The organism is Clavibacter davisi (assembly GCF_052751415.1).
Genome location: NZ_CP199882.1, coordinates 338,598 through 360,048 on the forward strand (window position 1 = coordinate 338,598; position 21,451 = coordinate 360,048).

The window sequence follows — 21,451 nt, forward strand, 5'->3', positions numbered from 1 at the left end:
GCGGCGCCGACGGTCCGCCGTCGCGGTCAGCGGCGCAGCTGCATCCCGAGCACGTCGCGCGTGCGCCCGCCCGGAGCCGCGTGCACCGACACCGCGAGCGCGCCCGCGGGGGATCCGGCGCGCATGGCGTCGGTGATCCGCACGTCGAGCGCGTCGTCGCCGACCTCGCCGCCGAGATCCACCTCGGCGACGTGCTCCGCCTCGACGCCGCCGACGCGGACGGCCTGGCCGACGCGGACGGCCTGGCCGACGGGAGCGGCATCGGCCGCGGGGCCGGGTGCGGCGGCGTGGCCGCCCAACGCCTCCCGCCGCAGCAGCACCCGCACCACGGTCGCCGTGCCCGCGGGATCGCGCAGCTCGTATCCGAACCAGCCCGTCGCGCTCCGCCAGTGCCGGCCGTCGGCGCCGCCCGCTCGCGTGCCCTCCCCGCGGAACGCGTGGTCGACCTCGGGCTGCTGCTCGCCCGCGACCACCTCGTCGACCACGGCCGCGTCGGTGCCGGCGGCGTCCATCGCGGCGAGCTCGGCGGCGCGCGCGACCGGGTCGGCGCCGGTGGGCCAGACGAGCGTGTGCCGCTCGTCGTGGATCCCGGCGAACGGCTCGAGCGCGACCTCCACCCGCTCGCCGCCCCGCCACGCGTCGAGACGGAACGCGAGCGCGCCGCGGTCGACCAGCGTCACGGCGTCGGCCGGGTCGACCGCGGTCACCACGGGCGTCCGCTCGAGCGGCACCTTGGGCGCGGGCGACACGTGCCCCATGCGGGAGTCCTCGGCGAGCGACGTCGCGATCCCGTCCCGGCCGTCACGCGAGGCGAGCGCGACCGGGCCGTAGCGGAACGACGTCCACGCGGATCCGTCGGGCAGGCCCTCGGCGCGCACCTCCATGCCGAAGCGGACGGTCACGACGGCCTCGCTCGACCAGGTGCGGCGGATCGGCACCCAGTCGGCACCGGGCACCACAGCCACCGGGTCGTCCCCCACCCGCACCTCCATCGACGTCGCCCACCCCGGCCGCCGCAGCCGCAGCTCCAGGTCGGCGGGCGCGTCCGCCGTGATCGTGACCGTCGCGGAGCCCGCGCGCGCCACGTCGCCCGCGATGCGCGCCCGGATCCCGCGCGCGGCCCAGTCCAGCTCGGCCGGCACGTAGAGGTCCACGAGCAGCGCGTCGTCCGTCCGCGCGAACACCTGCTCGCCGTAGCGCGCGTGGTTCTCCATGCCCGTGCCGACGCAGCACCACATCGACTCGCCGGCGACCGAGTACACGCGGTGGTGCGCGGGCCTGAGCGACGTGAAGTAGACGAGGCCGCCGTGCTCGGGGTGCTGCGTGGAGAGCACGTGGTCGAGCATCGTGCGCTCGACCTGGTCGAGGATCGCCGGGTCGCCCGTGCGCTCGAACCGCAGCCGCCCGAGCTCCAGCATGTTGTAGCTGTTGCAGGTCTCCGGCCCCTGCTCGTCGAGCACCATGGGCGCGAAGTCGCGCGCCGGGTGGAAGTGCTCGCGCACGCTGTTGCCGCCGGTCACGACGCTCCGCCGGTGGGCCACCGAGTCCCAGAACGCGTCGGAGGCGGCGAGCAGGCGCGCGTCGCCCGTCATCCGCCCGAGCCGCTCGACGCCGATCACCTTGGGGATCTGCGTGTTGGCGTGCAGCCCGTCGAGCTCGTCGCGGCCGGCCGCGAGCGGATCCACCAGCGCGCGCTGCGCGAACCGCCGCGCCTCCGCGAGCAGGTCGGCGCGGCCGGTGATGCCCGCGAGGGTCGCGAACGCGTCGCACATGCCGCCGTGCTCGGTCGCGAGCATGCCCTCGAACGCGTCGTCGTCGAGGTGCGCGGAGACGCCGAGCCACCAGCCGGCGAGGCCCTCGGCTATGCGCAGCGCGCGGGCGGATCCGGCGTGCTCGTGCGCGTGGAGCAGCCCGCGGAGGGTCTTGTGCAGGTTGTAGAGCGGCACCCACCGGCCCTCGAGGTCGAAGGTGTCGGCCTCGATCCGGCCCTCGGCGATGGTGCGGCCGAACTCGCGGCCGTCGGGCACGCCGCCGAGCCAGCCGTCGCCGGCCGCGTCCTGGCAGCGCTCGAGCACGTCGAGCATGTGCTCGAGCCGGGGGAGGAGCCGCGGGTCGCCGGTGGCGGCGTGCAGCTGCGCGAGCGCGGAGAGCAGGTGGCCGCCGATGTGACCGTCGAGGCCGATCGCCTCCCAGCTGCCGTAGCTCGGAACGGGGGAGTCGAGCCCGGCCTCGCGGAGGTACGGCGCGAGCAGCCGGTCGGGATCCATGCGGAGGACGTGCTCGACATCGGTCAGCTGCGCGTGCCGGAGCGGGCCGTCGCCCAACCGCACGGCCTGGAGCGGGAACGACCGGGCGGCGCCCGGGCTGGCGGCGGCGGGGCGCGGGGCGGCGGGGGCGATGGTCATCGGGGTCCTCTTGACGGGCTGTACATCGATGCACATAATCTAGTACAACGATGTAGAAGGGCACCAGGGCGGTGCGTGCGGCCTCGCGGCCGAGCCCCGACGGGCCGACGCATCACGGACACGAGGAGCGCGATGAAGCGGACCACGACGAGGCTGGCCGCCGCGGCGACCCTCATGATCACGGGCCTCGCGCTCTCGGGCTGCTCCGCCGGATCCGGCGACGCGGGCGACGGCACCGTGCAGCTCTGGATCCGCGACTACGAGAAGGCGCTCGTCGAGCCGCTCGCCGAGGCCTACAACGCCACGCACGCGACGCAGGTCGAGATCACGCTCGTGCCGTCGCCGAGCTACGTGCAGAAGCTCGCGACCTCCATCGCCGGCGGCGACCCGCCGGACGTCGCCGCGCTCGACCTCGTCTTCACGCCGTACTTCGCGCAGGCCGGCGCCCTCGTCGACATCACCGACCGGGTCGCCGCGCTCGGCTACGCCGACGCCTTCAGCCCGGCGCACGCGTCCGTCTCGTCCTTCGACGACCGCACCTACGCCGTGCCGTTCACGGGCGACGCCTCGGTGCTCTTCTACAACAAGACCCTCTTCGCCCAGGCCGGGCTCGACCCGGAGGACCCGCCGACGACGCACGCGGAGATCCGCGCGGCCGCGAAGGCCATCACCGCGCTCGGCGACAGCACCTACGGCTACTCCATCCCCGGCGCGTGCGGCGGCTGCCTCATCTTCGGCTTCACGCCGCTGATCTGGGGGAGCGGCGGCGACGTGCTCACCGCCGACGGCCGCACGGCCACGCTCGACAGCCCCGAGGTGACGGAGGCGCTCGAGCTGATGCGCGGCATGTGGACCGACGGCAGCATGCCGTCCCTCGCCCGCACCGACGCCGGCCCGAACACCGCCACCGCGTTCCAGCAGGGCAACGTCGGCATGATCGCCGACGGCACCGCCACCATGGGCGCGCTCGTCGCGGGCGGACAGGTCGACTTCGGCGTCACCCCGCTGCCGGGGAAGGACGGCGGTTCCGCGTCCTTCGGCGGCGGCGACACCCTCGCCATCCTCGAGGGGTCCCGGAACGTCGACGCCGCGTGGGAGTTCGTGGAGTGGGCGACGGGCGACGAGGCGCAGACGATCCTCGCCGAGCAGTCGGTCGTGCCCATCCGCACCGACCTCCTCGACGAGGCCTACGTGCCGCAGGATCCGCGCTACGCCGTGTTCGCGGACGCCCTCCGCGTCGGCCACGTGCCGTTCAGCCCGGTCGAGAACGAGCTGTTCAACGACAACAACGGGGTCTGGGTGAACCTGATCTCGCAGTCCGTGTTCGGCGGCGGCATCGACGACGCGCAGCGCGAGGCCCAGGCCGACGCGCAGCGCATCCTCGACTCCGTCGTCTACGTCGAGGAGGACGAGAAGTGACCGCACCCGTGATCGACCGGCTGCAGGGCGCCGTCGCGTCCCCGGCCCGCAGCGCGGTGCGCGACCGCGGCGGCATGGCGAGGAGGCGGCGCCGCACCGGGATCCTCCTGGTGCTGCCGGCCGTCGTGATGCTCGTCACCTTCTTCATCTGGCCGCTGATGCGCACCGTCGCCATGTCGACCTACACGTGGCCGCTCCTCGGCAACCGCGCCTTCACGGGCCTCGCGAACTACGTCGAGGCGTTCCAGGACGCCGCGTTCCTCAAGGCCGTGGGCTTCACTCTCGTCTACACGGCGGTCGTGACCCCGGTGCTCCTCGTGATCGGGTTCGCGCTCGTGCTCCTCATCCAGCGCCGCACCCGCACCGCCCGCGTCTTCCAGTCGATCTTCTTCCTGCCGGTCGTGGTGGGCCTCGCCTCCGCGAGCTACCTCTTCCTCTTCATGTGGCAGCCGGTGATCGGGCCGACCATGACGGCGCTCGCGGGCCTCGGCCTCGTCGACGTCTCGACGAACATGTTCGGCGGGCCGGTGACGGCGTTCCTCGTGGTGGTGAGCATGGTCGCGTGGAAGTCGGCGGGGCTGCAGATGCTGCTGCTGCTCTCGGGCTTCCAGTCGATCCCGCAGGAGGTGAACGAGGCGGCCGAGGTGGACGGATCCACGCGCTGGCAGCGGTTCGTCTACATCACCCTGCCGCTGCTCCGGCCGACCCTGGCGCTCGTGCTGGTGTTCAGCGTGGCCGGGTCGCTGCTGGCGTTCGACCAGTTCTACATCATGACCGCGGGCGGGCCGGACAACGGCACCATCACGGCGGTCTACGAGATCTACCGCTCCTCGTTCATCCGGCTCGACCTCGGCTACGGGGCCGCGCTCTCCATCATCCTCATGGTCGTCCTCGGCCTCGTCAGCGCAGCCCAGATGCTGCTCCTCCGGAACTCGGACCACGCATGAGCACCTCCGCGCCCGCCCGCCCCGCTTCCGCCGCCGACGCGCCCTCCGCCGGCCCGTCCCCGGATCGCGCCGGACGCACCCGCGACGCCCGCGGCCTCGGCGCCGTCCGCGCCTCGATGCCGCGGCTCGCCTGGTACGTCGCGTGCGGCTGCGTCGCGCTCCTCTTCCTCTACCCGCTCGGGATCATGCTCGGCACCGCGCTCACCGCGCAGGACGGGTCGATCGGGCTCGGGAACCTGCAGCGGCTGCTCACGCCGACCGGCGGCCTCGACCTCGTGACGAGCCTCCGCAACAGCGTCTTCGTGTCGCTGCTGGTGACGGCGCTCACGGTCGTGGTGTCGACGCTCGCCGGCTACGCGTTCGCGCGGCTGCCGTTCCGGGGGAGCGACCTCGTGTTCTTCCTGGTGCTCATCACGTTCATGATCCCGTTCCAGGCGATCATCACGCCGCTGTTCCTGACGCTCATCGAGCTCGACCTCGACAACAGCCTCGTCGGCCTCTCGCTCGTGCTCGCGACCTTCAACCTGCCGTTCGGGATCTTCCTGATGCGGAACTCGTTCGCGGCGGTGCCGGCGAGCCTCGAGGAGGCCGCGCTCATCGACGGGAACACGCCGCTGCAGGCGATGCGGCGGGTGATGCTGCCCATCGCGATCCCCGGCGTCGTCTCGACCGCGCTCCTCACCTTCTTCTCGGCGTGGAACGACTTCTTCGCGACGCTCATCCTCATCACCGACCAGAGCCTGTACACGCTGCCGGTGAGCCTCAACATCCTGTCGGCCGGGCAGAACAACACGGTCGACTGGGGGCTGATGCAGACGGGCGTCGCCGTCACGGTGATCCCGTGCGTCGTGCTCTACCTGCTGCTGCAGCGGTACTACGTGGCCGGGCTCATCAGCGGCGCGGTGAAGTAGGGCCGCCGCCCGGCCCGCGTGCGAGGCTGGGGCCGCGCGCGGCGACCCGGACGGCGCACGGACACGAGGGGGAGCGGATGGCGGCGACCATGAGCGACGTCGCGCGTGCCGCGGGCGTCTCCATCAAGACCGTCAGCAACTACTTCAACGGCTACCCCTACATGCGCGACGGGACGCGGGCGCGCATCGAGGCGGCCGTCGCCGAGCTCGGGTACCGGATGAACGTGTCGGCCCGGAACCTGCGCTCCGGCCGCTCGCGCATGATCGCGCTCGTGATCCCCGAGCTCGACAGTGCGTACCTCGCCCCGCTCGCGCAGGACGTGATCGACGCGGCCGACGAGCTCGGCCTCAGCGTGCTCGTCGAGACGACGGCGGGGCGGCGCGACCGCGAGATCGGCGCGCTCTCGGGCCTCCACCGCCAGGTGCTCGACGGCGTGATCTACGAGCCGCTCGCCCTGCACCAGGAGGACGCGGGCCTCATCGACCTGGACGTGCCGCTCGTGATGATCGGCCAGCGCTTCCTCGAGGGCCTCGCCGACCAGGTGCTCATCGCCGACCGGGACGCCGCGCGCGCCGCGGTCGCGCACCTCGTGGAGACCGGGCGGCGCCGCATCGCGCTCATCGGCGTGCGGGACGCGGGCGAGCCGTCGGGCGCCGCGCTCCGGCAGCGCGGCGCCGAGGACGCCCTCACCGCGGCCGGCATCCCGCTCGATCCGCGCCTGCGGGCGGATCCCGGCCCCTGGCGCCGCGAGTCCGGCGCCGCCGCGATGGCCCGCCTCCTCGACGACGGGGTCGAGCTCGACGCCGTGTTCGGCTTCAACGACTCCCTCGCGCTCGGCGCCCAGTGGATGCTCCAGGAGCGCGGCCTCCGCGTGCCCGAGGACGTGGCGGTCGCGGGGCTCGACGACACGGAGGACTCCCGCTTCGCGCAGCCCCCGCTCACCACGGTGTCGCCCGGCCGTCGCGCCATCGCCCGCCGTGCGGTCGCGATGCTGGCCGAGCGGATCGAACGCGGTGCGGACGCGGGAGCCTTCCGCTCCGAGACGATGGGCTTCGAGCTGATCGTGCGCGGGTCGACGGTGGCGCGCGGGCGCTGACGCGGGGGCCCGATCTCTCGTCGGCGTTCGACGGGTGTGGATCGGTTGACATGCGCCCACGACTCCCGCCTAGGGTCGGAGCGCGAGAGCGCCGCGCTGCCGATGGCGCTCACCCCCGATCGTCGCCGCAGTCACGACTGGAGCCCCGACATGGACCGCAAGCCCGTCCCCACCTGGATCGCCGTCCTCGTCCTCGGCGTCTGCGAGGTGATCTGCTTCGCGCTCGTCAGGTCCGAGTGGTCGCTCGTGCTCTTCGCCATCCTCACGCTGGGCATCGCCGTGGTCTACCGCGTCGTGTCGCGGCGACCGCGGCGCTAGGGCGGCCCGCTGTGCGCGAGCGGTCGAACCGCCAGTGAGGTAAGGCTATGCTTACCGGCGGCCCGGCTCCCCGCGGGCCGCCCGACGGCCTCGACCCCAGGAGACCCATGCCCCGCGCTCGCGCCCTCGCCCGCCTCACCGCCACCGCCGTGACGGGCCTCGTGCTCGTCGCCCTCACCGGATGCGGCGCCTCCGAGGTGGTGCCCGCCGCGTCCGTCGCCGAGACGGGCCAGGGGACGACGACCTACCCGCTCACGCTGTCGAACTGCGGCCACGACGTCACGATCGACCGGGCGCCGCAGCGCGTCGTGTCGCTCGACCAGGACTCCACCGAGATCCTGCTCTCGCTCGGCCTCCAGGACCGCATGGTCGGCACGGCCTCGTGGACGGATCCGGTGCTCGACTCGCTCGCCGACGCGAACGCGAAGGTGCCGCGCCTCGCCGACAACGCGCCCACCTACGAGGTGCTCCTGAACGCGGACCCCGACTTCGTCACGGCCTCCTTCGGCCGCCACTACGGCACCGGCGGCGTGGTCACGCGCGACCGGCTCGCCGAGACGGGCATCCCCTCCTACCTCTCGCCGACGGACTGCGACTCCGACATCAGCATCAACGGCGGCGGCAAGCGCACCACGCCGCTCACGGTCGACGCGCTGTACCAGGAGATCCGCGAGATGGCCGCGGTCTTCGATGTGAAGGACCGCGGCGAGGCGCTCGTCGCGTCGCTCCAGCAGCGCGCGGCCGCGGCCACCGACGGCATGGACCTCGGCGGGGCGAAGGTCATGTACTGGTTCGCCGACACCAAGACGCCGTACATGGGCGGCGGGTTCGGCGCCACGTCGCTGCTCTCGCGCCAGGTCGGCGCCACGGACGCGTACCCCGAGGTGCACGACGACTTCATCGCCGCGGGCTGGGAGGACGTGGTCGACCGGGATCCGGACATCCTCGTTCTCGGCGACCTCCAGCGGAACAGGTTCCCCGGCGACAAGCTGCAGGACAAGATCGACTTCCTGACGAGCGACCCGCTCACGCGCGACCTCACGGCCGTGAAGGAGGACCGCATGGTGGCGCTGCACGGCGCCGAGATGAACCCGTCGATCCGCTTCGTGGACGGGCTCGAGAAGATCCGGGCCTGGTGGGACGCGCGCGGGGCGAAGCTCTGAGCGCCGCGGCCCCGCGGGCTCCGTTCCAGGCCGCGGCCGCGCGGGTGCGCGCCCTGCCGCACGCGCTCCGCGTCGGGCTGCTGGTCGTGCTCGGGATCGTCGCGCTCGCGCTCTCGGTGGGCGTCGCCGTCACGCTCGGGCCGGCCGACGTGTCGCTCGTCAACGTGCGCGACATCCTGCTCAACCACGCGGGGCTCGCGAGCATCCCGGTGCGCGTCTCCGAGGACGCGATCGTCTGGCAGGAGCGCCTCCCGCGCGCGCTCGTCGCGGCGGCGTGCGGCGCGGGCCTCGGCCTGTGCGGCGTCGTGCTGCAGTCGCTGCTGCGGAACCCGCTCGCGGATCCGTTCGTGCTCGGCGTCTCCTCCGGCGCCTCCACGGGCGCGGTGCTCATCGGGGTGCTCGGCCTCGGCGGCGGCGCGATCGGCATGTCGGGCGGCGCCTTCATCGGCGCGCTCGTGGCCTTCGGGTTCGTGCTGCTGCTCGCGCGGTTCTCGTCCGCGGGCACGGCCGGGGTGATCCTCGCGGGCGTCGCGAGCACGCAGCTGTTCTCCGCGCTCACCTCCCTCGTGGTCTTCGCGTTCGCGGACTCCGACGAGACGCGCGGCATCACCTTCTGGCTCCTCGGATCGCTCGAGGGCATGCGCTGGGACGAGGTCGGGCTCAGCGTCTCCGTGGTCGTGATCGGCGCGGTCGTCTGCCTGGCCTACGCCCGCTCGCTCGACGCCTTCGCGTTCGGGGAGGAGGTGGCGTCGTCGCTCGGGATCCACGTGGGCCGCACCCGCACGATCCTCCTGGTGGTCACGGCCCTCCTCACGGCGACGCTCGTGAGCATCGCCGGCGCCATCGGCTTCGTCGGCCTGGTGCTGCCGCACGCCGCGCGCCTGCTCTTCGGCCAGCGGCACGCGCGCGTCGTCCCGGCCACGATCGTGCTCGGCGCCGTCTTCATGGTGTGGGTCGACGCGTTCTCGCGCCTCGCGTTCGCGCCGACGCCGCTGCCGGTGGGCGTCGGCACGGCGCTCGTGGGCGTGCCCGTCTTCATGCTGCTGCTGATGCGGAACCGGGGTCGCGCATGACGCTCCGGGCGCACGACGTCCGCTGGGCGCGCGGCGGGCGGCTCGTGGTCGACGGGGTGACGCTCGAGCCGGCACCCGGATCCACCGTCGGGCTCCTCGGGCCGAACGGCTCCGGCAAGTCGTCGCTCCTGAAGCTGCTGCAGGGCGCCGCGTCGCCCGACTCCGGCCGCGTCACGCTCGACGGCGACGACCTCGCGGGGCTCCGGCGCCGCGACGTCGCCCGCCGGGTCGCGACCGTCACCCAGCACGGCGAGACCGAGGTCGACATCGTGGTGCGCGACGTGGTGCGCCTGGGCCGCACGCCGTACCGCACGCTGCTCGGCGGCGACACGGCCGAGGACCAGGCGGCGATCGACCGCGCCATCGCGCACGTCGGGCTCGAGGCGAAGGCGGATCGCGCCTGGCGGACGCTCTCCGGCGGCGAGCGGCAGCGGGCGCACATCGCGCGCGCCCTCGCACAGGAGCCGCGCGAGCTGCTGCTCGACGAGCCGACGAACCACCTCGACATCCGCCACCAGCTGGAGCTGCTCGCGCTCGTGCGCGACCTGCCGGTGACCACGGTGATCGCGCTGCACGACCTCAACCTCGCGGCGATGTTCTGCGACAGCGTGCTGGTGCTGCGCGAGGGGCGCGTGGTGGCGGGCGGGCATCCGCGGGAGGTGCTCACGCCCGAGCTCATCGCCGACGTCTACGGGGTGCGCGCGGTCGTCACGCACGACCAGGCGGTCGGCTGCTCGCGCGTGCTGTTCGACGCGGCGCCGCTCTAGGCGGGCTCGGCCGTCGCCTCGGCCGGAGCCGCGCACCCGCACGACCGTCCGATCACGAGCGTCGGCGTGAACGACGCGTGGTGCGGGGCCCGCTCGGGATCCGGGGCGATGAGGCGCGTCACGGCCTCCTCCGCCATCTCCTCCACCGGCTGCCGCACGACCGTGAGCCGCGGCGCCGCGTACTCCGCCTCGTCGGTGCCGTCGAAGGAGACCACGGCGACGTCCTCGGGGACCCGCAGGCCGAGCTCGCCGAGCGCGCGGAGGGCGCCGATCGCCTGCATGTCGGAGCTCGCGAAGAGCGCGGTGGGCCGGTCGGATCCGCCGAAGAGCCGGAGCGCGCCGCGGTAGCCGCCCTCGCGGGTGAACGACTCGCGGGCGAGGGGCCCGTCCGGCAGCCCGGCGGCCCGGGTCGCGTCCTGCCAGCCGTGCTCGCGCGCCTCCACCTCGGCCCCGCCGATGATGAGGCCGATCCGCGTGTGCCCGTGCCCGATGAGGTGCTCCACCCCGAGGCGCGCGCCCGCCCGCGCGTCGACGCCCACGGTCTCGACGCCGTCCTGCGCGGAGAAGGTGTTGAGGAGGACGACCGGCACGCCGAGCGTCGGCAGGTCGACCACGGCGCTGCCGTGCTGCACGGTGCTGATGATGATCCCGTCGACCTGCCGCGCGGTCAGCGAGCGGATCAGGGTGCGCTCGACCTGCGGATCGCTCTCGCTGTTCACGAGCAGCACCGCGTGGCCGCGTCGGGCCGCGCACTGCTCCACGGCGATCGCCATCTCGGCGAAGAGCGGGTTGCCGATCTCGGGCACCACGAGCCCGAGCATCTGCGTGCTGCCCGTGCGGAGCGCGCGGGCGCTCGCGTTCGGGCGGTAGCCGAGCACGCGGATCGCGTCGCGCACGCGCTCGGCTGTGGCCTCCGCGACGGGCCGCGGCCCGCTGTTGACGACGTAGCTGACGACCGCGGTGGAGACCCCGGCGTACCGGGCGACGTCGGATCGGGTGACCTGGCCGCGGGGGAGGGACGCGCCGCGGGGACGGGACCCGTCGGGCGGGAGGGGGGCGGAGGTCGCCATGCGCCTCGCTCCTCCCTGCCCGACCGGGTCCCGGCGACCCGACGTCGCGCCGGTCAGCGGGATCCTGCTGCGATCCTATCCGCGGAGCCGGCCGGGGCCGTGGTCGGCAGGTCGGCCGGGGCGTCGCCGAAGTCGCGGACGTCGAGACGCTCGCCGCCCTGCAGCGCGGAGCGATGGGCGACGATGCCGGGCATCGTGTAGCGCGCGGCAACCCAGGCGTTCACGGGCGGCAGGGTGCGGTCGACGACCGCGCGCACGAAGTCGTCCACGAGGAAGTGGTGGCTGCCCTCGTGCCCGCTCGGGACGCCGTGGAACACCGCGGGCAGCCGGTCCTCGTCGTGCACGGGCGCGTATCCGGAGACGAACGCCTCGCGGAGCTCGGGCGCCACGTGCGCGAGCGACGGGTCGTCGAGCGACATGCTCGGCTGCGTCGTGAGCTCCTCGGAGATGTCGGTGACGTCGTGCTTGTCCTGCCAGACGCTCACCGTGGCGATCTGCTCGAGGCTCGCCTCCGTGCCGAAGTAGCGGAAGCGCGACTCGCGGATCTGCGACGGGTAGCCGACGCGCCGCATCTCGTTGATGCGCATGATGCCGCCGTTGTCGAGCTCGAACAGCGCGGTCGCGTTCGAGAAGTCGTTGTCGAACTGGCTGACCTCGCGGTCGAACACCCCGTCGCCGCGGTCGTCGCGCACGCCGATGCAGCTGACGCTCACGGCGTGGCCGGGGATCGCGCCGAGGACGCCGCCGATCGAGTGCGTCGGGTAGTGCATGGGCGGGTAGCTCGCCGTGCGCTTCCAGTCATCTCCGCCGCTGTACTGGTACGCGGCGTAGAAGCCGAGGTCCATGTCGTGGACGTAGTCGCCCTCGGCGTAGAAGATCCGGCCGAACGCGCCCTCGGCGACCTTCTTCCGGGCGAAGACCGTGGCGGGGTTGTAGTAGCTCGTCTCGCCCATCATGTAGGTGAGGCCCGTCTCGCGGACGGCCTCGATGATGTCGGCGATCTCCTCCTCGGAGACCGCCATCGGCACGGCCGAGTAGACGTGCTTGCCGGCGCGGAGGGCGCGGACGACGAGCGGCCCGTGCGTCCAGCGCTGCGTGAACAGCGCGACCGCGTCGACGTCGGTCTCGAGGAGGGCGTCGAAGGAGTCGACGGCGCCGTCGAGCCCTTCGCGGGTGACGAGCTCCTCCGCGCGCTCGGGGAGCAGGTCCGTGACGAGGACCCGATCGACGTCGGGGTGGATCTTGAAGAGGGCGGCGAACTGGCCGGCGAACTGTCCGGCGCCGACGATCCCGAGGGAGAGCATGGCTGGCCTTTCGATGGTGAGCGTCATCGCTCAGCGGGTGCGGCAGCGTCGTCGCGACGAGGCCGGGGCATCGTCGTCGGCGCTGTGCCGGGAAGTCTGGCATGCGCGATCTACTCGTGACAACCCTCTGCGTGAGCGCCGGGGATGCCCGGAATGCGGACCCGTTGCGAAACCTTGCCCTGCGATAGCTACACGTGTAGATTCACGCCCACCGACCGGCGACGCCGCGGCTCACCGACGAGCCGCTCCCCTCGCGCCGTCGGTCAGCAGCCACGAAGGGCCGACGATGAAGTCACGAATCCTGCGCACCGGCGCACTCCTCACCACGGTGGTCGCCTCCGCCGCCCTGCTCACCGGATGCGCGGGCGGCGCCGGCTCCGACGGCGCCATCCAGATGCAGACCGGCTTCGCCCAGGGCACCGACCAGCTGAAGACCCTCACGACCCTGACCGAGGCGTACGAGCGGGCGAACCCGGAGGTGAAGATCGACCTGATCCCCTCGAGCACGCAGTACGAGCAGGACCTCAAGGTGAAGCTCGCCTCCCGCGACGTGCCGGACATCTGGATGACGCACGGCTGGTCGCGTGACCGCTACGCCCAGTTCCTCGCGCCGCTTCAGGACGAGCCGTGGGCCGCGAAGGTGAACCCGCAGCTCGACGCGGCCATGCGCGACGGGTCGGGGGCCATCTACGCGCTCCCGGTCGACACCGACATCGCCGGGGTGCTCTACAACGCCGACGTGCTCCGCGACGCGGGCGTCGACCCGGCCTCGCTCACCACCTGGGACGCGTTCGACGCGGCGGCGGCGAGGATCCACGCGAAGGGCACGACCGTGGTGCAGGTGAGCGGCAAGGCCAACGGCCCGGCCGGCAACCTCGTCGACTGGATCGCGCCCGGCCAGTACACCGACGCCCAGCTCGAGGGCCTCTCGTCCGGCACCTTCGACGACGCCCCCTACGCGAAGGTGCTCGACCGGATCGCCGGCTGGGTCGACGCCGGCTACGTGAACCCCGACTACTCCTCCGCCACGCAGGACGACATGTCGAAGGCGCTCGGCGCCGGCCGGGCGGCGTTCGTCTTCCAGCAGAACTCGGTCGCGAACAACGCGCTCCGCACTTCGCCCGACGCGTCGCTCGGCTTCATGCCCGTGCCGAGCTCCACGGGCGACCCGTACCTCATCGGCGGCGAGATGAACGCGTTCGGCGTCTCCAAGACCAGCGCGCACCTCGACCAGGCGAAGGCATTCCTCGCCTACCTCGCCGAGCCGGGGAACGACGCCGAGCTCGCGGCGGCGGGCGGATCCGCGCCCGGGCTCACCGACGCCGCCAGCGACCTCGGCCCGCTCCAGGGCAGCTACGACACCTGGGTCACCCAGGCCAAGACGCCGCTCGTGCCGTACTTCGACCGCGTCCACCTGCCCAACGGCATGTGGAACACGCTCGTGACCACGACCGACTCCGTCATCACGGGCCAGTCCGACGTCCCGAAGGCCGTGGCGCAGGTGGAGCAGGACTTCACCAGCCTCCACGGCCAGGGGAAGTAGCGCCCGATGGCGACCACCCCCGTCGTGCCGCCGCTCGGGCGTCGGCGTCCCGCGGGCCCGGTGCGCAGGCGCCGGGCCGGCGGGTCGGCCACCCGTCCGGGCATCAACCTCATGTACCTGCCCGCGGTCGTGCTGCTCGGCGCGTTCACCGCCTACCCGCTCGTGCGCGGCGTGATGCTCTCGTTCCAGAACTGGGACGGCTATTCGCCGACCATGACCTTCACGGGCCTCGACAACTACGCGCGCCTCCTCACCGACGACGTGTTCCGCAGCTCGCTCCTCAACACGTTCGCCTACGGGTTCGGATCCACCATCGTGCAGCAGGTGCTGGGCCTCGGGCTGGCGCTCGCGCTCGACCAGGCGATCCGGGGGCGCATGGCGATGCGCGCGATCATCTACCTGCCCGTGCTCGTCTCACCCGTGATCATGGGCACGATGTACTACCTGCTCTTCCAGTACAACGAGGGCACGCTCAACGACGTGGTCCTCGCGTTCGGCGGGGAGCGGCAGGCGTGGCTCTCCGACGCGGGAACCTCGGTCGCCATCGTCGTGCTCGTCAACTCGCTGCAGTTCGTCGGGGTCTCGATGATCATCTACCTGGCCGGCCTGCAGTCCATCCCCGCGATGTACCACGAGGCCGCGATGCTCGACGGGGCCGGCGGGTGGAAGCGCTTCGTGCACGTGACGCTGCCGCTGCTGCAGCCCGCGTTCGCGACGAGCATCGTGCTCAACCTCATCGGCGGACTGAAGCTCTTCGACGTGATCCAGGTGCTCACCGGCGGCGGGCCCGGCTACTCCACCAACTCGGTGTCGACCCTCATCGGCAAGGCGTACTTCGACAACCAGAGCGCGGGCTACGCGTCCGCGATGGGCGTCGCCCTGTTCGCCGTGATCGTCGTCTTCACGCTGGTGCTCAACACCGTCCTCAACCGCCGCCGACTGGAGGCATGACATGACCGCCCTCGACACCACCCGGCCGGACGCACCCGCCCGGATCCCCGAGCCGGACGACGCGGCGGAGGCGCCGCGCGACGCCGCCCGCTCCCGCACGGCCGGCAGCCGCACCCCGCGCCAGCGCCTCGCGACGGTCGCGCTCGGCACGGCGCTCGCGCTCATGTGCGCGGTGCAGCTGCTGCCGTTCTGGATCGCCGTCACCACGGCCCTCCGCTCGCCCGGGGATCCGGCCGCGCAGCTCGCGCTCCCGCTCGACCGGCTGACGGGCGACGCGTTCGTCACGGCGGCCCGCGACGGCGGCATCCTCCGCGCCATCGGCAACAGCGCGATCGTGACCGTGGCGTCCACGGCCATCACGTGCGTGCTGGGGGCGCTCGCCGCCTACCCGCTCGCCCGCCGCGCGACCGCGCTCAACCGGCTGGTGTTCGCGTGCATCGTGGCGCTGATCATGGTGCCGCCGCTCAGCATCCTCGTGCCGCTGTACTCGTTCCTCACGCAGCTCGGCGCGACGAACACCTACTGGGGCGTGATCCTCGTGATGGTGACCACGCAGCTGCCGCTCGCGATCTTCCTCTACAGCGCGTTCATCCGGTCGATCCCGGAGTCGCTCGAGGAGGCCGCCGCGCTCGACGGGGCCTCCACGCTGCAGGTGTTCCTGCGGGTGGTGCTGCCGCTGCTGAAGCCGGTGACGGCGACCGTGGTGATCCTCACGAGCGTCGCCGTGTGGAACGAGTTCGCGCTCTCCGGCTACCTGCTCACCGACCCGGCGGTGCGGACCATCGCGCCCGCGATCGCCGCGTTCTTCGGGCAGCAGAGCAGCGACCTCGGGGCGGCCGCGGCGGCCTCGCTCATGGCCGTGGTGCCCGTGCTCGTGGCGTACCTCTTCCTCCAGCGGTTCTTCATCAAGGGGATGGTGGCCGGCGCGGAGAAGTGACGCCGCCCTCCCCGCGCGGCCGGCCTCCCGCCAGGATGAGGGGGACGGCCGCGGCGGCCGACGCGTCGACGACGAGGGGATCCGACATGGCCACGATCACGATCACGGGAGGATCCGGGCGCATCGCCACGAGCATCCGCCCGCTCCTCCTCGCGGCCGGGCACGAGCTGCGGCTGCTCGACGTGGTGGCGCCGCCGACGCCGCTCGCCGACGGGGAGACGTCGGCGATCGTCGACACGACCGACGTCGACGCGTGCACGGAGGCGTTCCGCGGATCCGACCTCGTGGTGCACCTCGCGGCGCACGCGGCCGAGCGGCCGTGGGAGGCGATCCAGGCCGTGAACAACGACGGCGCGCACGCCGTGCACGAGGCGGTGGTGCGGGCGGGGGTGCCGCGGATCCTCGCGGCCAGCTCCATCCACGCGGTCGGCTTCCTGCCCGCGACCGAGGCCGCGCGCGAGGACGTGCCCGCGCCCCGACCCGACACCTTCTACGGCCTCAGCAAGGTGCTGCTCGAGGGGCTCGGCAGCCTCTACGCCGACCGGCACGGGCACATCGTGGTGAGCGTGCGGATCATGACGGCCGAGCCCGAGCCGTCGCAGGCACGCAGCATCTCCACCTGGCTCTCCGCGGCCGACGCCGTGCGGCTCGTGGAGGCCGTGCTGCGGTGGGACGAGCCCGGCCACCGGATCGTGTGGGGCGTCTCGCGGAACACGCGCCGCTGGGTCTCGCTCGCCGCGGGCGAGGCGATCGGCTACCACCCCGAGGACGACGCCGAGGTCTTCGCCCACCGCTTCCCGGAGCTCGGCGCGGACACCACGCCGCCCGCGGGCGTGCTGCTCGGCTCGATCTTCACGGAGGTGGAGCTGGGCTCCGACATGGGCTGAGGGTGCGCGCTCCGGAGGAGATGTCTGCTCTTCCGGACACGTTCACGGTCGCGCCACCTGAGCGGCACGCCGCTCCCCTCGCGTGTTCCTAGAGTCGGCTCCGACCCGTGGCCTCCCCCATCTCCGCCCGCGGGTCCCGACTCGAGAGGCACGTCCATGTCCCTGTCCCCCCGCACCCGCGTCGGAGCCCTCGCGGCCTCCGCCCTCGTCGCCGCCCTCGCGCTCACCGGCTGCTCCGCCGGCGGCTCCGACTCGTCCGGATCCGCCGACTCGTCGGGCACCTGGGCCAAGTCCGAGGGCACCCTCGTCTTCGGCGCCACGCCCGACCAGGCCGGCTCCGACTCGAACAACAAGCCGCTCGAGGACTACATCGCCAAGGAGACCGGCCTCAAGGTCGAGTACTACCCCACCGCCGACTACACCGCGCTCATCGCGGCCGCCGTCGCCGGCAAGATCGACATGATGAGCTCGGGCGCCCTCCAGTACGTCATGGCCTCGAACAAGGGCGCCGAGATCGAGCCGGTCGCCGCGATGCTCACCTCGAAGAGCGTCACGGACCCCGGCTACTACTCCGAGGCGATCGTGCCGAAGGGCTCCTCCATCACCGACCTCTCGGGTGCCAAGGGCAAGACCGTGTGCTTCGTCGACCCGAACTCGACCTCCGGCTTCCTCTTCGGCCTCAAGCAGCTGCAGAAGGCCGGCCTCGACGTCACGAGCACGGGCGCCGACGCCAACGGCAACCCGCAGTTCGCGGACTTCACGCCCTACTTCGCGGGTGCCCACGACAAGTCCGCGCAGGCGGTCGCGTCCGGCCAGTGCGACGTCGGGTTCGCCGAGGACTCGATCGTCGAGCCCGAGGCGGCCGCCGGGAAGCTGACCGTCGTCGGCAAGGAGTACGTGCCCGGCGGGCCGCTCTCCATCTCCTCGGCGCTGCCCGCCGACGTGAAGGCGAAGCTCACCACGGCGCTCCAGGGCGCCACGATCGACGCGATCAAGGCCTCCGGCGTGCCGATGACCGACGGCTTCGCGAAGGGCTACTTCGGCGCCCAGCCGGAGGACGTCTCGTACTACTCGGGCATCGCGGAGCTCTGCGACTCCATCGCCGCCGCCAAGTGCGCGAAGTGACGCGGACGGACTGAATCGACCATGACCGGCACGACGACCTCCCCGCTCATCTCCGTCTCCGCGGTCACCAAGGACTTCGGCGGCACGCGGGCGCTCCACGATGTCGACCTGACGGTCGAGCGCGGGGAGGTCGTCGTGCTCCTCGGCCTGTCCGGCTCGGGCAAGTCGACCCTCCTCCGGCACCTGGACGGCCTCGAGCTGCCGACCGCCGGCAGCGTCCGCGTCTTCGACCAGGACGTCGCCGCCCTCGGCCGGCAGGACCTCCGCGCCCTCCGCGGCCGGGTCGCGATGATCTTCCAGCAGTTCGAGCTCGTGCCCTCGCTCACGGTGCTCGAGAACGTGCTCACCGGCGCGCTCGGCCGCCTCCGCGGGCCGCGCCTCGGCATCTGGACCTACCCCCGCGCCGCGCGCACCGAGGCGCTCGGCCACCTCGACCGCGTGGGCCTGCTCGAGAAGGCCTACGAGCGGGCCGACCGGCTGTCCGGCGGGCAGCAGCAGCGCGTCGCCATCGCGCGGGCGCTCATGCAGCGGCCCGAGATCCTGCTCGCCGACGAGCCCGTCGCGAGCCTCGACCCGGAGTCCAGCGAGCAGGTGATGCGCCTCATCCGCGAGATCGCCGCCGACGACGGCCTCACGGTGGTGTGCAGCCTGCACCAGGTGGACCTCGCGCTCGGCTGGGGCGACCGCATCGTCGGGCTCCGCCACGGCGAGGTCGTGCTCGACACCCCCACGCGCGGCATCGGCAAGGCGCAGGTGATGGAGATCTACGGGCGCGTGGCGTCCACGACCTCCGCGCTGGCCGCGATCGCGACCGAGCTCGGAGACGTGATGCCGCTCGACGAGCCCGTCGGGGTGCGCGCGGACGGCAGCCGGTGACCGCGGTCGCCGAGCGCCCGGGCCAGGCGCCGCCCGGCGTCCGCCCGGACGTCGAGGAGCGCGCCCCGCGACGGCGGCCCGACCGGCAGAAGGCGCTCGCGCTGGTCGTGGTGCTCGCCCTGGTCGCGTTCGCGATCCACGCGCTGACGACGCTCGACTTCACCTGGTCGAACGTCCTCCGCAGCGTCGCCAACGCCGCCAAGGTGTTCTCGCGGATGGACCCGATCAGCTTCCCGCCGGCCGGGGACCTCGCGTACCTCATCGGGCTGACGCTCGGGATCGTCGTGCTCGGCACGCTCGTCGCCGCGCTCGTCTCCGTGCCGGTCGCCTACGCGTCGGCGCGCAACACCACCCCGGCGCCGTGGCTGCGCCTCGTCGGCCGCGCGATCGGCGTGGTGACGCGCGCGATCCCCGACGTGGTGCTCGCGCTGGCGTTCGCGCTGGCGTTCGCATTGGGGAGCCCGCTGCCCGGCATCCTCGCCATCGGGATCCACTCGATCGGCATGATCTCGAAGCTCTTCGCCGACGCCATCGAGCAGGTCGACGAGGGCCCGCAGCGCGCCATCCGCACCACCGGCGGCACGCGCGCGCAGGAGTTCTGGGCGGGCGTGTTCCCGCAGGTGCTGCCGTCGTGGATCGCCACGGTGCTGCACCGCTTCGACATCAACCTCCGCGGCTCCGCGATCCTCGGCTACGCCGGCGTGGGCGGGCTCGGCTACGCGATGAAGGTCGCGTTCGGCCAGTTCCCGGAGGGCTACGGCCGCGGCATCGGCATCGCGCTCGTCATCTTCGCGCTGTGCGTGCTGCTGGAGGTCGTGTCGTCGTCCATCCGCCGGAGCGCGCTGGGCGTGCGGCCCGCCGGGCGCGGGCTGGGCGACCGGATCGTGCGGCGCCTCACGCGCGACCGCGCCCTGCCCGACCGCGCCGGGAGCGCCGGCACCGCGCGCGCCGTGACCGTCGAGTCGATGCAGCGGCGGCCGTGGACGGCCGACCGGGTGCGCACGGCGGCGTGGTCGGCGCTCGCCGTGGTGGTCGTGGTCGGCGGCTACCTCATGGCCGACATCGACCTCGGCCAGGTCACGTGGGAGTACGTCGTCCCCACCCTCCAGAGCTTCTGGCCGCCGAGCACCGGATCGCACACGTTCGGCGAGTTCGCCGAGGCGCTGCTGGTGACGATCCAGGTGGCGTTCGCCGCGGCGCTGCTCTCGGTCGTGCTCGCGCTCGTCGTCGGATCCCTCGCCGCCCGCAACGTGGCGCCGAGCCCCGCCGTGCGGAACGCGGCGCGCGGCGTGCTCGTCGTGTTCCGCGGGGTGCCCGAGCTGGTGCTCGCGATCCTGCTCATCATGATCACGGGGCTCGGCAACCAGGCCGGCGTCGTGGCGCTGGCGTTCGGCGGCGTGGGGCTCCTCGGCAAGCTCATCGCCGACTCCTTCGAGGAGGTGGGCGCCGGTCCCGAGCGCGCCCTCACCGCGGTGGGCGCGACCCGGGGGCAGCGCTTCCTGTCGGCCACCTGGCCGCAGGGGCTGCCGTCGCTCGTCGGCAACTCGCTCTACCTCGTGGACACGAACATCCGGGCGGCCACGATCCTCGGCATCGTCGGCGGCAGCGGGATCGGGTTCCACCTGACGAACGCCTCCTCCGTGATGACGCTGCACGGGCAGGTGACGACGCTCGTCGCGATGGTGTTCGTGAGCGTGCTCGCGGTCGAGGCGCTCGCCGCCTGGCTGCGCCGCGTCTTCCGGTGACGCCCGTCCGGCCCGCCGTCGCCGTGGTCGGCCCGGGCGCGATCGGCACGTCCGTCGCCGCCGCGCTGCACGAGGCGGGGGTGCCCGTGCTCCTCGGCGGTCGGACGGCGCGCGAGCGGCTCGAGCTGCGCACGCCGGACGGGACGACGATCGTGGTGCCGGGGCCCGTGCGCACGGATCCGGCCGGCGTCACCGCGCCCGTCGACCTCGTGCTCCTCGCGGTGAAGGCCACGCAGATCGAGGCGGCGGCGCCGTGGCTCCGGGCGCTCTGCCACGCGGGCACGGTGGTCGTCGTGCTGCAGAACGGGGTCGAGCAGGTGGCGGACGTCGCGCCGCACGTCCCGGGCTGCCCGGTGGTGCCCGCGGTGGTGTGGTTCCCCGCGGAGGCGCAGGCGGACGGATCCGTGCTGCTCCGCGGCACCCCGCGCCTCACGTTGCCCGACGTGCCGGCATCCCGCGTCGCCGTCGAGGCGCTCGCGGGCAGCCGGTGCCGGGTCGACCTGGCGGCCGACTTCACCACGGCCGCCTGGCGGAAGCTCGTGCAGAACGCGGTCGCGGGGATCATGGCCGCCACCGGACGGCGGGCCGGCGTGTTCCGGCGGGACGACGTCGCGACGCTCGCCCGGGCCTACGCGCGGGAGTGCCTGGAGGTCGCGCGCGCGGAGGGCGCCCACCTCGACGACGGGGTGGCCGACCGGATCGTCGACGACTTCGCCCAGGCGCCCGCCGACCAGGGCACCTCGATCCTCGCGGACCGGGACGCCGGACGACCGCTCGAGTGGCAGGCGCGCAACGGGGTCGTCCTCCGACGGGGCCGGGCGCACGGCCTGCCGATGCCCATCGGCGCCGTGCTCGTGCCGCTGCTGGCGGCGGCGAGCGACGGGCCCGGCTGAGCCCGCGCCCGCCGCGACGC

At 73.3% G+C, this 21,451-nt stretch carries 19 protein-coding genes; 16 read left to right on the forward strand and 3 right to left on the reverse strand.

What is annotated here, in order from left to right:
* Positions 1-26: 26 nt before the first annotated feature.
* Complete coding sequence (locus ACU4ZT_RS01630; protein ID WP_445337726.1) at positions 27-2,405, reverse strand: beta-L-arabinofuranosidase domain-containing protein; 2,379 nt, start codon at positions 2,403-2,405, stop codon at positions 27-29.
* Between the two features lie 132 nt (positions 2,406-2,537).
* Here ACU4ZT_RS01630 and ACU4ZT_RS01635 point away from each other — a divergent pair, with 132 nt between their 5' ends.
* From ACU4ZT_RS01635 to ACU4ZT_RS01670, 8 genes are all read left to right on the forward strand, one after another.
* Positions 2,538-3,824, forward strand: coding sequence for an ABC transporter substrate-binding protein (locus ACU4ZT_RS01635; RefSeq protein WP_445337727.1), 1,287 nt, complete (start codon positions 2,538-2,540; stop codon positions 3,822-3,824).
* Positions 3,821-4,771, forward strand: coding sequence for a carbohydrate ABC transporter permease (locus tag ACU4ZT_RS01640; protein ID WP_445337728.1), 951 nt, complete (start codon positions 3,821-3,823; stop codon positions 4,769-4,771). The genes ACU4ZT_RS01635 and ACU4ZT_RS01640 overlap by 4 nt, the downstream gene beginning before the upstream one ends.
* Positions 4,768-5,682, forward strand: coding sequence for a carbohydrate ABC transporter permease (locus ACU4ZT_RS01645; protein ID WP_254654433.1), 915 nt, complete (start codon positions 4,768-4,770; stop codon positions 5,680-5,682). The genes ACU4ZT_RS01640 and ACU4ZT_RS01645 overlap by 4 nt, the downstream gene beginning before the upstream one ends.
* 89 nt (positions 5,683-5,771) lie before the next feature.
* Entirely contained in the window at positions 5,772-6,779 is a 1,008-nt protein-coding gene (locus ACU4ZT_RS01650; RefSeq protein WP_063070461.1) for a LacI family DNA-binding transcriptional regulator, read from the forward strand.
* Positions 6,780-6,929: 150 nt separating this feature from the next.
* Positions 6,930-7,097 (forward strand): hypothetical protein, encoded by a 168-nt coding sequence (locus ACU4ZT_RS01655; RefSeq protein WP_175345447.1) that lies wholly within the window; start codon positions 6,930-6,932, stop codon positions 7,095-7,097.
* A gap of 107 nt (positions 7,098-7,204) precedes the next feature.
* Positions 7,205-8,260: an ABC transporter substrate-binding protein gene (locus tag ACU4ZT_RS01660; RefSeq protein ID WP_445337729.1), complete on the forward strand. Its 1,056-nt coding sequence runs from the start codon at positions 7,205-7,207 to the stop codon at positions 8,258-8,260.
* The gene (locus ACU4ZT_RS01665; RefSeq protein WP_414146341.1) at positions 8,233-9,333 is read left to right on the forward strand and encodes a FecCD family ABC transporter permease; all 1,101 of its coding nucleotides are present in this window, start codon (positions 8,233-8,235) and stop codon (positions 9,331-9,333) included. The genes ACU4ZT_RS01660 and ACU4ZT_RS01665 overlap by 28 nt, the downstream gene beginning before the upstream one ends.
* Positions 9,330-10,100 carry an ABC transporter ATP-binding protein gene (locus ACU4ZT_RS01670; protein WP_063070444.1) on the forward strand — a complete coding sequence of 257 codons (771 nt, stop codon included), beginning with the start codon at positions 9,330-9,332 and terminating at the stop codon, positions 10,098-10,100. Before ACU4ZT_RS01665 ends, ACU4ZT_RS01670 begins: the two co-directional genes overlap by 4 nt.
* On the opposite strand, the gene ACU4ZT_RS01675 is transcribed toward ACU4ZT_RS01670, so the two are convergent.
* A complete protein-coding gene (locus ACU4ZT_RS01675; protein ID WP_063070443.1) occupies positions 10,097-11,170 on the reverse strand; it encodes a LacI family DNA-binding transcriptional regulator in 1,074 nt (357 codons plus the stop codon). The genes ACU4ZT_RS01670 and ACU4ZT_RS01675 overlap by 4 nt on opposite strands.
* A gap of 53 nt (positions 11,171-11,223) precedes the next feature.
* Positions 11,224-12,474, reverse strand: a complete 1,251-nt coding sequence (locus tag ACU4ZT_RS01680) for a Gfo/Idh/MocA family protein (protein WP_414748513.1) — start codon at positions 12,472-12,474, stop codon at positions 11,224-11,226.
* A gap of 286 nt (positions 12,475-12,760) precedes the next feature.
* Here ACU4ZT_RS01680 and ACU4ZT_RS01685 point away from each other — a divergent pair, with 286 nt between their 5' ends.
* From ACU4ZT_RS01685 to ACU4ZT_RS01720, 8 genes are all read left to right on the forward strand, one after another.
* Positions 12,761-14,017 carry an ABC transporter substrate-binding protein gene (locus ACU4ZT_RS01685; RefSeq protein WP_414748512.1) on the forward strand — a complete coding sequence of 419 codons (1,257 nt, stop codon included), beginning with the start codon at positions 12,761-12,763 and terminating at the stop codon, positions 14,015-14,017.
* Between the two features lie 6 nt (positions 14,018-14,023).
* Positions 14,024-14,968 (forward strand): carbohydrate ABC transporter permease, encoded by a 945-nt coding sequence (locus tag ACU4ZT_RS01690; protein WP_414748511.1) that lies wholly within the window; start codon positions 14,024-14,026, stop codon positions 14,966-14,968.
* A gap of 1 nt (position 14,969) precedes the next feature.
* Positions 14,970-15,905, forward strand: a complete 936-nt coding sequence (locus ACU4ZT_RS01695; protein ID WP_217491898.1) for a carbohydrate ABC transporter permease — start codon at positions 14,970-14,972, stop codon at positions 15,903-15,905.
* A gap of 86 nt (positions 15,906-15,991) precedes the next feature.
* Positions 15,992-16,792 (forward strand): NAD-dependent epimerase/dehydratase family protein, encoded by an 801-nt coding sequence (locus ACU4ZT_RS01700; protein WP_445337730.1) that lies wholly within the window; start codon positions 15,992-15,994, stop codon positions 16,790-16,792.
* Positions 16,793-16,948: 156 nt separating this feature from the next.
* Positions 16,949-17,917 (forward strand): phosphate/phosphite/phosphonate ABC transporter substrate-binding protein, encoded by a 969-nt coding sequence (gene phnD, locus ACU4ZT_RS01705; RefSeq protein WP_445337731.1) that lies wholly within the window; start codon positions 16,949-16,951, stop codon positions 17,915-17,917.
* Between the two features lie 21 nt (positions 17,918-17,938).
* The gene (gene phnC, locus ACU4ZT_RS01710; RefSeq protein WP_270980655.1) at positions 17,939-18,793 is read left to right on the forward strand and encodes a phosphonate ABC transporter ATP-binding protein; all 855 of its coding nucleotides are present in this window, start codon (positions 17,939-17,941) and stop codon (positions 18,791-18,793) included.
* Positions 18,790-20,538: a PhnE/PtxC family ABC transporter permease gene (locus ACU4ZT_RS01715; RefSeq protein WP_445337732.1), complete on the forward strand. Its 1,749-nt coding sequence runs from the start codon at positions 18,790-18,792 to the stop codon at positions 20,536-20,538. The genes phnC and ACU4ZT_RS01715 overlap by 4 nt, the downstream gene beginning before the upstream one ends.
* Entirely contained in the window at positions 20,535-21,431 is an 897-nt protein-coding gene (locus ACU4ZT_RS01720) for an oxidoreductase (protein WP_414748507.1), read from the forward strand. The genes ACU4ZT_RS01715 and ACU4ZT_RS01720 overlap by 4 nt, the downstream gene beginning before the upstream one ends.
* The last annotated feature ends 20 nt before the right edge of the window (positions 21,432-21,451 follow it).

Excerpts from the sequence above, each read along its gene's own strand:
- ACU4ZT_RS01630 (WP_445337726.1), bottom strand. The coding sequence starts at position 2,405 with ATGACCATCGCCCCCGCCGCCCCGCGCCCCGCCGCCGCCAGCCCGGGC.
- ACU4ZT_RS01635 (WP_445337727.1), top strand. The coding sequence starts at position 2,538 with ATGAAGCGGACCACGACGAGGCTGGCCGCCGCGGCGACCCTCATGATC.
- ACU4ZT_RS01645 (WP_254654433.1), top strand. The coding sequence starts at position 4,768 with ATGAGCACCTCCGCGCCCGCCCGCCCCGCTTCCGCCGCCGACGCGCCC.
- ACU4ZT_RS01650 (WP_063070461.1), top strand. The coding sequence starts at position 5,772 with ATGAGCGACGTCGCGCGTGCCGCGGGCGTCTCCATCAAGACCGTCAGC.
- ACU4ZT_RS01655 (WP_175345447.1), top strand. The coding sequence starts at position 6,930 with ATGGACCGCAAGCCCGTCCCCACCTGGATCGCCGTCCTCGTCCTCGGC.
- ACU4ZT_RS01660 (WP_445337729.1), top strand. The coding sequence starts at position 7,205 with ATGCCCCGCGCTCGCGCCCTCGCCCGCCTCACCGCCACCGCCGTGACG.
- ACU4ZT_RS01670 (WP_063070444.1), top strand. The coding sequence starts at position 9,330 with ATGACGCTCCGGGCGCACGACGTCCGCTGGGCGCGCGGCGGGCGGCTC.
- ACU4ZT_RS01675 (WP_063070443.1), bottom strand. The coding sequence starts at position 11,170 with ATGGCGACCTCCGCCCCCCTCCCGCCCGACGGGTCCCGTCCCCGCGGC.
- ACU4ZT_RS01680 (WP_414748513.1), bottom strand. The coding sequence starts at position 12,474 with ATGCTCTCCCTCGGGATCGTCGGCGCCGGACAGTTCGCCGGCCAGTTC.
- ACU4ZT_RS01685 (WP_414748512.1), top strand. The coding sequence starts at position 12,761 with ATGAAGTCACGAATCCTGCGCACCGGCGCACTCCTCACCACGGTGGTC.
- ACU4ZT_RS01690 (WP_414748511.1), top strand. The coding sequence starts at position 14,024 with ATGGCGACCACCCCCGTCGTGCCGCCGCTCGGGCGTCGGCGTCCCGCG.
- ACU4ZT_RS01695 (WP_217491898.1), top strand. The coding sequence starts at position 14,970 with ATGACCGCCCTCGACACCACCCGGCCGGACGCACCCGCCCGGATCCCC.
- ACU4ZT_RS01700 (WP_445337730.1), top strand. The coding sequence starts at position 15,992 with ATGGCCACGATCACGATCACGGGAGGATCCGGGCGCATCGCCACGAGC.
- phnD (WP_445337731.1), top strand. The coding sequence starts at position 16,949 with ATGTCCCTGTCCCCCCGCACCCGCGTCGGAGCCCTCGCGGCCTCCGCC.
- phnC (WP_270980655.1), top strand. The coding sequence starts at position 17,939 with ATGACCGGCACGACGACCTCCCCGCTCATCTCCGTCTCCGCGGTCACC.